The organism is Micromonospora sp. NPDC023644, assembly GCF_040640115.1.
GTDB lineage: Bacteria > Actinomycetota > Actinomycetes > Mycobacteriales > Micromonosporaceae > Micromonospora.
The window spans coordinates 1-12,795 of record NZ_JBFABA010000039.1; the positions used below are offsets into that span (position 1 = coordinate 1).

Here is a 12,795-nt window from a genome sequence, read left to right on the forward strand (position 1 = left end):
CGTCGGCCCCGTACAGGGTCTCAGGCTCTGCGGTCAACTGGTCGTACTCCCAGGTCTCGGAACCGGGGCGCCGTCCTCCGCTCCCCAGGGGGCGTCGTCGTCCGGCAGGTCGGCCTCGAGGGCCCGGACCGCCCCGGGCGGGTCGCCGGCCGGACGGCCCGCCTCCAGCACCCGGCGCAGGTCGGCGAGCAGGCCGAGCCGCTCGGCGGAGTTGTGGTCGGACTCGGCCGCGTAGATCGCCACGGTGTCGTTGCGGTGCTTGGCGTCGTACATCGCCACGTCGGCGTGGCGCATCAGGGTCGCGAAGTCCTCGCCGTGCTCGGGGAAGAGCGCGATGCCGATCGAGCCGCCCACGTCGAGCGGCAGCCCGTCCAGCGACACCGGCTCGGCCAGCGCGCGGACCACCCGGCCGGCGAGCTCACGGGCCTCGTCGACGTCGGCCAGGCCGGTCATCACGATGGCGAACTCGTCCCCGCCCAGCCGGGCGACCATGCCATCACCGACCACGCCGGTCAGCCGGGCGCTCACCTCGACCAGCAGCCGGTCCCCCACCGCGTGCCCGAGCGCGTCGTTGACGTTCTTGAACCGGTCGAGGTCGATCAGGAGCAGGGCCAGCCGGGCGTCGGGCTCGCCGCGGGCCGCCCGTTCGGCGTGCAGGTGCACCTGCTCGCCGACCTCGGCCAGCAGCGCCTTGCGGTTGGGCAGGCCGGTGAGCGGGTCCAGGGAGGCGAGCTGCTGCTGCTCGACGCTGAGCCGGGCCATCCGGTAGACGGCGAACAGCGGCACCAGCACCAGCGGGATCAGCGCCGCGCTGGCCCGCGCCGCCGCGACCAGCACCGGGGCGAGCAGCAGCAACGAGCCGGTGGAGAGCAGCTCGAAGCCCAGCCCCTGCCGCAGGCTGGGCCACCACCGGTCGCCGAAGCGCAGCCGGACGGCCGCGCTGACCAGCGCGTAGTTGACGGCGAACCAGGCCACCGTCGCGCCGCCCACCGCCAGCACGTCCGTCCCGCGCAGCCGGTCACCGTCGAAGATGGTCCCCGGCCCCAGCCAGGTGACCGCGTACGCGGCGCCCAGGGCCGCCGCGTACTGGGCGGCGTTGAAGGCGGTCCGCCACGGGGCGTGGCCCATCCGCCAGCCGGAGACGACGACGGCCACCGCCTGCACCAGGATCGCCGGGCCGAACCCCCAGCCGAGCAGGATGGCGAAGGTGAAGCAGGTGGACGGGAAGACGGCCGAGGTCTGCCGGCGTCCGGGCGGGACGAACGGGCGCGCGTCACAGCCGACGGCCAGGGCCGCCATCACCCAGAACGCCACCGGCAGTCGCGGCAGCTCGGCCGGGAGGTCGAGCAGCGGGCGTACGCAGAGCACCGCCGCCAGCGCGACCACCGACCAGACGAAGGCGAAGAACGGGCGTGCCCGGCCAGGCGGAACGGAGTTTCGCGAGTCTGCGGCCTCCATCACACCTCCCGAGGGCTCGGTCCACGGGGCGTGACCGGGTGGCACGCCGTGCCACCAATGAAACGCCCTCCGTGTCGCAATGCCCGGCACGACAGTCGCGAATCGGTCGTAGTCGTAATTAAGTTGGTATCTCGACCCGCCCCGCCGGGCCGGTGGCCGCTCCCGCCCCCGGCGTCACTCCTCGGTGCGGGCGACCTCCCGGGCGGCCTCCGGGCCCGCGTCGAGCAGCACCCGGAAGCCGTCCTCGTCGAGGATCGGCAGCTTGAGGCTGGCCGCCTTGTCGGCCTTCGAGCCGGGGTTCTCGCCCACCACGACGAAGGACGTCTTCTTGGAGACCGAGCCGCTCACCTTGCCGCCCCGGCTCTGGATCGCCTCGGACGCCTGGTCGCGGCTGAACCCCGGCAGCGTGCCGGTCACCACGACGGTGAGCCCCTCCAGGGGGCGCGGCCCCTCGTCTCCCGCCTCCTCGGCCATCCGTACGCCGGCCTCGCGCCACTTGCGGACCACCTCGCGGTGCCAGTCCACGGCGAACCACTCCCGGATGCTCGCGGCGATCGTCGGCCCGACGCCGTCGACCGAGGAGAGCTCCTCCTCGCTGGCCCGGTCGATCGCCTCGATGGAGCGGAAGTGCCGGGCGAGCGCCTGCGCGGCGGTGGGGCCGACGTGCCGGATGGACAGGCCCACCAGCACCCGCCACAGGTCGCGCTCCCTGGCCACGGCCAGGTTGTCGAGCAGCTTGGCGGCGTTGCTGCCGAGGGTGCCGTCCTTGTTGACGAAGAAGGGCGACCGGGCGAGCTGCTTCTCGTCCAACGAGAACAGGTCGCCCTCGTCGGTGATGACCTGGGCGTCGAGCAGCGCCGCCGCGCCCTTGTGGCCGAGCGCCTCGATGTCGAACACCTTGCGGCCGGCGAGGTGGAAGACCCGCTCCCGCAGCTGCCCGGGGCAGGTGCGGGAGTTGGGGCAGCGGATGTCGACGTCGCCCTCCTTGGCCGGCGCGAGCGGCGTGCCGCAGGCCGGGCAGGTGGTGGGCATGACGAACGGCCGGGCGTCGGCGGGGCGCAGGTCGACCACCGGGCCGAGCACCTCGGGGATCACGTCGCCGGCCTTGCGCAGCACCACGGTGTCGCCGATCAGGACACCCTTGCGTTCGACCTCCCGGGCGTTGTGCAGGGTGGCGTAGGCGACGGTGGAGCCGGCCACCTTGACCGGCTGGAGGACGGCCCGCGGCGTGACCCGGCCGGTGCGGCCGACCTCGACGTCGATGTCGAGCAGCTTCGTGTTCACTTCCTCCGGCGGATATTTGAAGGCGATCGCCCAGCGCGGGGCCCGGCTGGTCGAGCCGAGCCGCCCCTGGATGGAGACCGGGTCCACCTTGACCACCACGCCGTCGATCTCATGCTCGACGTCGTGCCGGTGCTCGGCGTAGTAAGCGATGTATTCCGCGACACCGGCCAGGTCGGGCACCACCCGCCAGCGGTCGCTGGTCGGCAGCCCCCACGCCTTCAGGGCCGCGTAGGACTCGGACTGCGTGACCGGCTGGAAGCCGCGGCGGGCCCCGATGCCGTGCACCACCAGCCGCAGCGGCCGGGACGCGGTGATCCGCGGGTCCTTCTGGCGCAGGCTGCCGGCGGCGGCGTTGCGCGGGTTGGCGAACGGGGGCTTGCCCTGCTCGACCAGCCCGGCGTTGAGGTCGGCGAAGGCGGCCACCGGGAAGTAGATCTCGCCGCGGACCTCGACGAACTCCGGCACGTCCCCGAACTCGGCCGACGTGGCGAGCTGGCTCGGCACGTCGGCGATGCTGCGCACGTTGGCGGTGACGTCCTCGCCGGTGCGGCCGTCGCCCCGGGTCGCCGCCCGGACCAGCCGCCCGCGCTCGTAGGTGAGGTTGATGGCGAGCCCGTCGACCTTCAGCTCGCAGAGGTAGGGCACCGGCCCGCCCGCGTCCCGCTCGACCCGCTCGGCCCAGGCCGCCAGCTCCTCGTCGGCGAAGGCGTTGTCGAGGGAGAGCATCCGCTCGGCGTGGGCGACCGGGGTGAAGTCGGTGGAGAAGGTGCCGCCGACGCGCTGGGTCGGCGACTCGGGGGTGCGCAGCGCCGGGAACTGCTCCTCCAGCGCCTCCAGGTCCCGCAGCAGCCGGTCGAACTCGGCGTCGGGGATGAGCGGCGCGTCCAGCACGTAGTAGCGGTACTGGTGATCCGTCAGCTCCTGGCTGAGCGTGGCGTGCCGTTCCCGGACGTCGGGGGTCGGTTCGGCGCCCGCCGCCGCCTCCTGTGCCGGAGTGACCTGCTGGGCAATGGCTTCCTCGGACACCGTGCGACCTCCCGTGATTCCGCTACCTCGGAACCGTATCGGGCCGGTGGGACAATCCGCCGGCCGCCCGCCGCGCCCGAGCGGCGACGGGGCCGCCGGCGTGCGAGGATCGCCGGACGGCGGGGCCGCGCGGGCAGGTCCGCCCCGCCGTCGAACCCGCGGCGTCCGCGCCGCGCCCACTGACCAGGCGGGGGTACGGATGCCGGATTGGCTGCTCTGGGCGGCGGGGATCGTGCTGGCCGTGGCCGCCGGCTGGGCGTGGGACGCCCGGCGGCGGGACGACCGCGACGCCGCCGGACGTCCGCCCCGGCGGCCGCGTGCCCGCCCCGGCCGCAGGACGCCGCCGGGCGGTCCCGGCCGGTCCACCGCGCCGCCCCGACCGCGTACCGCCGAGCGGGCTCCCGCCGGGGCGCCGCGTCCCGGCGACATCTGGTGGGCCGACGTCCCGTACGCCGACGGCACCGGCTCGAAGGTGCGGCCCTGCCTCGTGCTGCGGGCCGACAGCGGGGGCGCCGACGTCCTGAAGATCACCAGTCAGGACAAGAGCGCCCGGGACGACCACGTCCGCATCCCGACCCGGGAGTGGGATCCCGACGCCGGGCACGACAGCTTCGTCGACCTGGCCGAGCCGGTCCACGTCCCGCTCGCCGACTTCTCCCGCCGCGCCGGCGCCTGCGATCCCGCCCTGTGGCGCCGCATCCGCCGCCTCCCCCACCTGCCCGGCGCCTGACCGCACCCGTCAGGGCCGACCGCACCCGCGGGCCGACGGATTCCACCCGTCCGACCGGGCCGGACGGGTGCCGGCCTGGTCGGAGCGCGGGGTCAGTCCCAGGCCAGGGCGAGGGTGGTGAGCTGGTCGGCGTACTCGATGCGGGCGGCCCACGGGGCGGGCCAGGCCGCCATGCCCAGCGCGGCGCCGACGAAGGCGCCGGCCAGCGCGGCGATCGAGTCGGAGTCGCCGGCGGTCGTGGCGCCCCGGGCCAGTGCGGCCACCGGGTCGTCGGCGTGCCGGATCGCGCAGAACAGGGCCGTGGCCAACGCCTCCTCGGCGATCCACCCCTCGCCGGTGTGCCGGCACGGGTCGCCGCCGTCGTCCGGGCCGGCGAGAGCGGCGTCGAGGCGGCCCAGGACCGCGAGGCACTCGTCCCAGCCCCGGGCGATGAAGTCCTCCGGTGCGTCCACGCCGGGGCGCTGCCAGAGGTCGCCGAGCCAGTCCGCGCGGTAGACCCGCCGCTGGTCGCGGGCCCGGTCGACGAGCAGCAGGGGCAGCTCCGCCAGCGCCGCGCCGTCGCGCAGCAGCCGCACCGCGTACGCGGTCAGCTCGCTGGCCGCGAGGCCGGTCGGGTGGCCGTGGGTCAGCCCCGCCTGGAGTTGGGCCAGCCCGGCGAGGGTGTCCAGGTCGACGTCGACCAGGCCGACCGGGGTGACCCGCATGTTGGCCCCGCAGCCCTTCGAGCCGGCCACCGTCGCCTCCTGCCAGCGCATCCCGCGCTCGAGTTCGGCGCAGGCGCGCAGGCACGTCATGCCCGGCGCCCGGTTGTTCTCCGGGCTCGCCGCCCAGTCGAGGAAGCGCCGCCGCAGCAGCGGCTCGACCGCCTCCGGAGTCGGCGCCGGCGCGTCGTGCAGCGCCCAGCCGACCGCCAGCGCCATCTGGGTGTCGTCGGTCACCAGCGCCGGGTCGCCGGCGAGGTCGCGTGGGCCGGCCGGCCCGTAGCGGCGAACGATCTCGGCGACGGTCAGGAACTCGGTCGGCTTGCCCAGCGCGTCACCGTAGGCGAGGCCGAAGAGGGAGCCGGCGGCCCGCCGGAGCGGAGTGTCGATCATTCCCGCGATCATGCCGCCCGCAGGCAACCCGCACCACCCGGCGGCCTCGCCGGCCCCCGCTCGCGACCGCGCGGTGGCGAGCGGGGTGTCGGCCCGGGCCCCGGTGCGGGACGCGCCCGGCAGCGCCGCTCGACCGGCTCGACGGTTCGACGGCCGGACGGCTCGGCTCAGGCGGGGAAGACCAGGCAGAACGGGTGACCGGCCGGGTCGGCGTAGACCCGGAAGTCGTCGCCCTCGCCGGGCAGCCGCCGGGCGCCGAGCTCCAGCACCCGCTTCTCGGCCGCCGCCACGTCCGGCACCTGCACGTCCAGGTGGAACTGCTGGGGGCGCTCCGGGTCGGGCCACGCCGGCGGGCGCAGGTGGGGAGCGGCCTGGAAGGCGAGCCGGTGCCCCGAGCCGGCGATCACGACCCAGTCGTCGTCGCTGGCGTCGGCGTCGACGGGCAGGCCCAACAGCTCGGAGTAGAAACCGGCCAGGGCCCGCGGGTCGGGGCAGTCGATGACCACGGTGCGCAGTTGTCCGATCATGTCGGCCTTCCTGCCCCGCCCGTACGACGGGAAACCTCAGTCCTCGGCGAGCCGCCGTCCCGCGTCCCGGCAGGCGGCGAGCACCGCGCGCGCGTACGGCTCGGTGGCGTGGGCCAGCCCGCAGGCGGGGGTCACCACGACCTGCTCGGCGAGCTGCCGGCGGGGGAACCCGAGGCGGTCCCAGAGCTGGCGTACCCGGTCGGCGACCTGCGCCGAGGTCGGCGCGCGACCGGCGGCCGACGGCCCGGTGGGCGCGGCGCCGGCCAGCAGCCCGAGCCCGGCGTCGATCGCCTCGCCCAGCGGGTCCAGGTCGGTGACGAGGCCGAGGTCGAGCGCCACGCCGACGGCGCCGGTCGAGCGGATCAGCTCCAGCGGCACGTCCGGCGCGCAGCAGTGCACCACGGTCGGCACCCCGGCCGCCTCGACGACCGTGCGCAGCAGCGACGCGGCGTCGGCCGGCTCCACGGCCCGGTACGCGCCGAGCCCGCTCTCGGTGGGCACCCGCCCGGCGAGCACCGTCGGCAGGGACGGCTCGTCGAGCTGGAGCAGCACGGTGGCGCGCGGCAGCCGGCGGGCGACCGCCGCGACGTGCCCGCGCAGCCCCTCGGCGAGCGAGCCGGTGAGATCCCGGACCGCGCCGGGGTCGCGCAGCATCCGGCCGCCGATCGGCAGCTCCAGGGACGCGGCCAGGGTCAACGGCCCGCCGGCCTGGATCTTGACCGGCCCCGCGTACTCCTCGGCCTGCTCGGCGAGCTGGTCGAGGTCGCGTTCCATGAGGTCGCGGGCGCGGCGCAGTTCCCGTCCCGGGCGCGGCGCGATCCGCCAGCGGGCGGCGTACAGCTCCACCGGCAGCTCGACCAGCAGGCCGGCGGTCCTGCCGATCAGGTCGGCGCCGGGGCCCCGGGCCGGCAGCTCCGGCAGGTGGGGCAGGGCGGGAAGCTCACCGAGGACGATCCGCTGCGCCTCGGCGATGTCGGTGCCGGGAAGCGAACCGATGCCGGTCGCCGCGCCGGCTGGCCAGGGCCACACCTGATCTGTCACGGCCGAAGACTATCCGGTCCGCGGATCGGCGGATGAGTCGTCAGCCGGCGATGGTGGCGGAGCCGAGCACGACGTCGCCGGCCGGGTCCGGCCGGTACGCCACGATCGCCTGCCCGGCGGCGACCCCGCGGACGGGGCGGCGCAGCTCGGCGCGCAAGCCGTCGGCGGTCAGCTCGACCGTCGCCGGCACCACGTCCCCGTGCGCCCGCAGCTGCACCTCGCACTCCAGCGGCGCGTCGGGGCGCGGCCCGCCCGTCCAGACCGGACGCTCGGCGCGCACCCGGGAGACCTCCAGCGCCTCGGCCGGGCCCACCGTCACGGTGTTGGTCTTCGGCGTGATGGAGAGCACGTAGCGCGGCCGGCCGTCCGGCGCCGGGCGGTCCAGGTGCAGGCCGCGCCGCTGCCCGACCGTGTACGCGTACGCGCCGGTGTGGCTGCCCACCACGGCGCCGGTGGTGGCGTCCACCACCTCGCCGGGCGCCTCGCCGAGCCGCTCGGCGAGGAAGCCGCGGGTGTCCCCGTCGGCGATGAAGCAGATGTCGTGCGAGTCCGGCTTGTCGGCCACCGCCAGCCCCCGTCGGGCGGCCTCCTCGCGGACCTGCGCCTTCGTCGAGTCGCCGAGCGGGAAGATCGACCGGTCCAGCTGCGCGCGGGTGAGCACCGCCAGCACGTACGACTGGTCCTTGGGCAGGTCGACGCTGCGCCGCAGCAGGCCGTCCGCGCCGAGCCGGGCGTGGTGGCCGGTGACCACGGCGTCGAAGCCCAGGGCCACGGCCCGGTCCAGCACCGCCGCGAACTTGATCTTCTCGTTGCAGCGCAGGCAGGGGTTGGGCGTACGGCCGGCCGCGTACTCCGCGACGAAGTCGTCCACCACCTCGGAATGGAAGCGGTCGGCCATGTCCCAGACGTAGAACGGGATGCCGATGACGTCGGCGGCCCGCCGGGCGTCCCGGGAGTCCTCCAGCGTGCAGCAGCCGCGCGCCCCGGTGCGGTAGGTCTGCGGGTTGCGGGCCAGCGCCAGGTGCACGCCGGTCACGTCGTGCCCCGCCTCCACGGCCCGCGCCGCCGCGACCGCCGAGTCGACCCCGCCCGACATCGCCGCCAACACCCTCACCGGCCACTCCCTTCGCCCCACCGACCCTATCCCCACCCCCCGCACCCCCCGCTGACCCGGCCCCACCCCCTGCTGCCGCCGATCATGCAGTTGCGGTGGGGGACGAATGCCGCGCAGGGCCGAGATTCGGGCACCACGACTGCATGATCGCCGGACGGTTGGGGGCGGGGCGGGCAGCGGGGGTCGGGGCGGGGTGGGTCAGCGGGGGGTGCGGGGGGTGGCGGCGCGGCGGGCGCGCTCGACGGCGGCCGGGAGGGCGGCGATGAGGGCGTCGACGTCGGCGGAGGTGCTGGTGTGGCCGAGGGTGAAGCGCAGCGAGGAGCGGGCGCGGTCGTCGTCGGCGCCCATGGCGAGCAGCACGTGCGAGGGCTGGGCCACCCCGGCGGAGCAGGCGGAGCCCGTCGAGCAGGCGATGCCCTGGGCGTCCAGCAGGAGCAGCAGGGCGTCGCCCTCGCAGCCGGGGAAGGAGAAGTGCGCGTTGCCCGGCAGCCGGTCGGTCGGGTCGCCGTTGAAGACGACCTCGGGCACCGCGTGGCGGACCCGCTCGACCAGGTCGTCGCGGAGCGCGGCGATCCGGGCCGCGTACTCCTGCTGGCCCTTGACCGCCGCCTCCACGGCGACCGCGAAGGCCACGATGCCGGCGGTGTCGAGGGTGCCGGAGCGCACGTCGCGCTCCTGGCCGCCGCCGTGCAGCACCGGGGTGGCCGACACGTCGCGGGCGAGCAGCAGGGCGCCCACCCCGGTGGGCCCGCCGAGCTTGTGCCCGGTGACGGTCAGCGCGGCGACCCCGCCGACGGAGAAGTCGACCGGCACCTGCCCTATCGCCTGGATCGCGTCGGTGTGGAACGGCACCCCGTGCTCGGCGGCGACCGCGGCCAGCTCGGCGACCGGCTGCACGGTGCCGACCTCGTTGTTGGCCCACATCGCGGTCACCACCGCGACCCGGTCGCCGTGCGCGGCCAGCTCGTCGCGCAGCTCGTCGGGGCTGAGCCGGCCGGCCGCGTCGACGGAGAGCCAGCCCACGCCGGCGCCCTCGTGGTCGGCCAGCCAGTCCACCGCGTCGAGCACCGCGTGGTGCTCGACCGCGCTGGAGACCACCCGGTCCCGCCGGGGGTCGGCGGAGCGGCGGGCCCAGAAGATGCCCTTCACCGCGAGGTTGTCGCTCTCGGTCCCGCCGCCGGTGAAGACGACCTCGGAGGGCCGGGCGCCCAGCGCGGCGGCCACCCGTTCCCGGGACTCCTCCACCCGCCGGCGGGCACGGCGGCCCGCCGCGTGCAGTGAGGACGCGTTGCCGACCTCGCGGGCGGTGGCGACGTACGCCTCCAGTGCCTCGTCGAGCATCGGAGTGGTCGCCGCGTGATCCAGGTAAGCCATCACGGTCCAGCCTACGACCGGCGCCCGACCCGCCGGAGGCCGGAGTACGCCGTGCGGGGCTCGGGGTGCGGTCAGGCCGGCACGGCGGTGACCACGATGTTGTCGCGGTACCGGCGCGCCTCGGCGTCGAACGGCCCGCCGCAGGTGATCAGGGTCAGCCGGGGCCTGCCATCCCGGGCGAAGTAGCGGTCCAGCGGGATCTTCGTCTTCCGGTACTCCTCCCGGGCGACGACCCGGTACTCCCTGCGGACGCCGTCGCCGCCGGTGGCGGTGAGGGTGTCGCCGCGGTCCAGCTCGCGGAGCCGGAAGAAGGCCCCCTCGCCCTGGGTGGCGCTGTCCACGTGGCCGGCGACGACCACCGACCCGGCCCGCGCCTCCAGCCCGGGGCCGTGGCGGTACCAGCCGATCCGGTCCACGCTGGGCGGCACCGCGAACTCGCCGGTCGCGCGGTCGATGCCCACCGCGTCGACCGTGGCGGTCACGCCGATGGCCGGGATGACCAGCCGTACGGGCGGGACGGTCCGCGTACCTGCGGGCAGCTCGCCCCGGGTCACCGGCACAGACGGGCCGGCGGCCGGCGGTGCCGGGGCGGTGCCCGCCAGGTCGGCGGCCTCCGCGGCGCCGACGTCCCCGGCCGGCCGGGAGCCGCAGGCGACCACGGTGGCGACGGTGAGCGCGGCGACGCCGGCGGCCATCGCCGCCAGCGCCCCGCGGTGGCGCACCGTCACCTGCGGGCCGTCCGGGCCGTGGCCACCCGCACCCCGCCGCCGACCAGGAGCAGCGCGCCGGCGCCGGTCAGCACGTACCACCAGGTGTCCACGCCGGTCCCGGCCCGGCCGCCGTCGCCGCTGGGCACCCCGGCCGGGGCCGAGTGCAGGCCGGTGATGGTCTGCGCCACGACGCCGAGGTTCTTCGCCTCGGCCGAACCGATGGCGTAGACGATCGTCGCGGTGCCCTCCTTGAGGTCGAGGTCCGCCGGCCCGATCGCCACGGTGTCGGTGCCGGCGAGCACCACGTCCGCCTTGACGGCGCCCGCGTCGACGTCGCCCTTGGCCTCGTTCGGGTTGGTGAGGTCCTCGAAGACCGGGGTGCCGCCGGCGCGCACGTCCACCGCCGGGGCGGCGGCGGTGTGCCGGACGATCAGCCGGGCCTTGCCGGCGTCGACCTTGCCGGTGTCGTTGACGAACGGCGTGATCTTCGGCTTGCCGGCGGCGTCGAGGTGGGCGGCGAGGCTGATGTTCGCCCCGCCCGGCACCGCGGCGTCGTCGACGCTGAGGATGGCCTGGGCGATCGGCTCGCCGGGCTTGGTGAGGGCGATGTCGTACGCGCCCTCCGCCAGGTCCAGCGGGCCGGCCACGTCGCCGGGCTTGAAGTTGTCCAGCGTCTTCTTGCCGTTGACGTACACGTCGACCGGGGTGTCCGGGATGCCGTGCACGACGGAGACCTTGGCCGAGGCGGCGTACGCGGGGGTGGCGGTGAGGGCGCCGGCTCCGGCGAACGTCAGCGCGGCGACCGCGCCCCCCGCGGCGACCCGACGGAAGTACGAGAGCTGCATGTCTGCCTCCTGGTGGTTGGTGCTGATTCGTCAGGCCTGGTGTGCAAATCGAGTTACGCCCGGCCCACCGCCGCCGGATGCGGCCGGGAGCAACTTCTTTTCGTCCGTCGAAGCCGCATCCGTCCGCCGCCCGCGGAGCGAAGAGCTGCTGAGACAAGACCGACCGGAGAGGTGGGGCGATGGCTGTGGGAGCTACAGTCGGGCATGCCCCCTGGAAGGCGAGCCGCCCTGTGACAGCGGCACGGCAGGAGCCGGACCCACCCGAGGACGACCTGGCCGCCCGCTTCCGCGGCGGCGACGAGTCGGCGCTGCGGGAGGCGTACGACCGGTACGGCCGGGCGGTCCTGCACCTGGCCGCCAGCACGTTGGCCAACCGCAGCGACGCGGAGGACGTGACCCAGACCACCTTCGTCGCCGCCTGGCTGGGGCGCGACACCTTCGACCCGGCCAAGGGCTCGCTGGTCGGCTGGCTGCTCGGCATCGGCCGACGCAAGGTGATCGACCGGCTGCGGGCCTCCGCCCGGGAGACCCGGGTGGTCGAGACGGTCCGGCAGTTGCCGGAGGCGGCGCGCACGGCCCCGGGTCCCGACACGGTGGTCGACCGGCTGGTGGTCGCCGACGAGCTGGCCCGGCTCCCCGACGACCAGCGGCGCATGCTGGAGTTGGCGTTCTTCGACGACCTGACCCACCAGCAGATAGCGACGGTGACCGGGGTGCCGCTCGGCACGGTCAAGAGCCACATCCGGCGCGGCATGGCGAGCTTGAAACGCAGATGGGAGGTGGACGGTGCCACACCTGGAGCACGACCGGCTGATCTTCCTGGCGCTCGGTGAGACCGAGGCGGACGCCGGAGAGAGCACCCACCTCGACACCTGCGCGCACTGCCGGACCGAGATGGACGCCCTCCGGCACGTGGCCGGCCTCGGCGCCGGCGCCCAGGGCCTGCACGCCCTGCCCGACCCGCCGGAGCACGTCTGGCAGGGCATCGTCGCGGAGATCCGGGCGGCGGAGGCCCTCCCGGCGCTGCCCGGGCCGCGCGCCGAGCGCGCCCTCGACGAGCGCCCCTCCGACGGGCAGCCGTCGGAGGGGCCGGGCAACGCAGACGGCGTGGGCGGAGTGGTCCTCGCGCCGCCGCGCGGTCGCTGGTCGCGCTGGGCGGTGACCGCCGCCACCGCGGCGGCCGCCGCCGTGCTCGGCGTCGTCGGCACCGTCGCCGTGCTCGACGCGACCGAGCCGACGCCGGAGCCCGCCCCGCAGCGGGTGGTGCTGGCCAGCGCGCCGCTCAAGGCGTACGGCGCGACGCCGCCGGACGCCAACGGCGAGGCCCGGGTGTTCGACAACGGCAGACTGCACCTGCACGTGGCGAATCTCCCGGACGTCCCGGGGTACTACGAGGTCTGGCTCATCAACCCGCAGAACATGAAGATGTTCTCGGTCGGCGTGCTCGGCGACGCGGCGGACGAGCTGCTGCCGTTGCCACCGAACGTCGACCTTGAGGCATACTCGGTTGTCGACGTCTCCGCCGAGGCGTACGACAACAACACCGCCCACTCCGGCAAGAGCCTGTTGAGGGGCACCCTGACGGGCTGATC

General features: G+C 75.6%; 11 protein-coding genes and 1 pseudogene. 3 read left to right on the forward strand and 9 right to left on the reverse strand.

Annotation, left to right across the window (positions count from 1 at the left end):
• Nucleotides 1-156: 156 nt before the first annotated feature.
• Both AB0G08_RS22920 and ligA read right to left on the reverse strand, forming a co-directional pair.
• Nucleotides 157-1,458: pseudogene (locus tag AB0G08_RS22920) on the reverse strand (GGDEF domain-containing protein); the annotation flags it as partial.
• Between the two features lie 174 nt (nt 1,459-1,632).
• The gene (gene ligA, locus AB0G08_RS22925) at nt 1,633-3,768 is read right to left on the reverse strand and encodes an NAD-dependent DNA ligase LigA (RefSeq protein WP_358091286.1); all 2,136 of its coding nucleotides are present in this window, start codon (nt 3,766-3,768) and stop codon (nt 1,633-1,635) included.
• Nucleotides 3,769-3,967: 199 nt separating this feature from the next.
• Between ligA and AB0G08_RS22930 the strand changes: the two genes are divergently transcribed.
• A complete protein-coding gene (locus tag AB0G08_RS22930; RefSeq protein ID WP_358091288.1) occupies nt 3,968-4,498 on the forward strand; it encodes a type II toxin-antitoxin system PemK/MazF family toxin in 531 nt (176 codons plus the stop codon).
• Between the two features lie 92 nt (nt 4,499-4,590).
• On the opposite strand, the gene AB0G08_RS22935 is transcribed toward AB0G08_RS22930, so the two are convergent.
• From AB0G08_RS22935 to AB0G08_RS22965, 7 genes are all read right to left on the reverse strand, one after another.
• Complete coding sequence (locus AB0G08_RS22935; RefSeq protein ID WP_358091290.1) at nt 4,591-5,592, reverse strand: ADP-ribosylglycohydrolase family protein; 1,002 nt, start codon at nt 5,590-5,592, stop codon at nt 4,591-4,593.
• A gap of 167 nt (nt 5,593-5,759) precedes the next feature.
• On the reverse strand, nt 5,760-6,119 hold the full coding sequence (locus AB0G08_RS22940) for a VOC family protein (RefSeq protein ID WP_358091292.1): 360 nt from the start codon (nt 6,117-6,119) through the stop codon (nt 5,760-5,762).
• 36 nt (nt 6,120-6,155) lie between these two features.
• Nucleotides 6,156-7,160 (reverse strand): methionine synthase, encoded by a 1,005-nt coding sequence (locus AB0G08_RS22945; RefSeq protein WP_358091294.1) that lies wholly within the window; start codon nt 7,158-7,160, stop codon nt 6,156-6,158.
• A 40-nt stretch (nt 7,161-7,200) separates the two neighbouring features.
• Nucleotides 7,201-8,274, reverse strand: coding sequence for a tRNA 2-thiouridine(34) synthase MnmA (mnmA, locus tag AB0G08_RS22950; protein WP_358091296.1), 1,074 nt, complete (start codon nt 8,272-8,274; stop codon nt 7,201-7,203).
• A gap of 198 nt (nt 8,275-8,472) precedes the next feature.
• Nucleotides 8,473-9,648, reverse strand: a complete 1,176-nt coding sequence (locus tag AB0G08_RS22955) for a cysteine desulfurase family protein (RefSeq protein WP_358091298.1) — start codon at nt 9,646-9,648, stop codon at nt 8,473-8,475.
• Between the two features lie 71 nt (nt 9,649-9,719).
• Nucleotides 9,720-10,376: a class F sortase gene (locus AB0G08_RS22960; protein ID WP_358091300.1), complete on the reverse strand. Its 657-nt coding sequence runs from the start codon at nt 10,374-10,376 to the stop codon at nt 9,720-9,722.
• Nucleotides 10,373-11,203: a DUF4397 domain-containing protein gene (locus AB0G08_RS22965; protein ID WP_358091302.1), complete on the reverse strand. Its 831-nt coding sequence runs from the start codon at nt 11,201-11,203 to the stop codon at nt 10,373-10,375. Before AB0G08_RS22965 ends, AB0G08_RS22960 begins: the two co-directional genes overlap by 4 nt.
• Before the next feature lie 230 nt (nt 11,204-11,433).
• Here AB0G08_RS22965 and AB0G08_RS22970 point away from each other — a divergent pair, with 230 nt between their 5' ends.
• Both AB0G08_RS22970 and AB0G08_RS22975 read left to right on the forward strand, forming a co-directional pair.
• Nucleotides 11,434-12,036 carry a sigma-70 family RNA polymerase sigma factor gene (locus tag AB0G08_RS22970; RefSeq protein WP_358091304.1) on the forward strand — a complete coding sequence of 201 codons (603 nt, stop codon included), beginning with the start codon at nt 11,434-11,436 and terminating at the stop codon, nt 12,034-12,036.
• Nucleotides 11,990-12,793: an anti-sigma factor gene (locus tag AB0G08_RS22975; protein ID WP_358091306.1), complete on the forward strand. Its 804-nt coding sequence runs from the start codon at nt 11,990-11,992 to the stop codon at nt 12,791-12,793. Before AB0G08_RS22970 ends, AB0G08_RS22975 begins: the two co-directional genes overlap by 47 nt.
• The last annotated feature ends 2 nt before the right edge of the window (nt 12,794-12,795 follow it).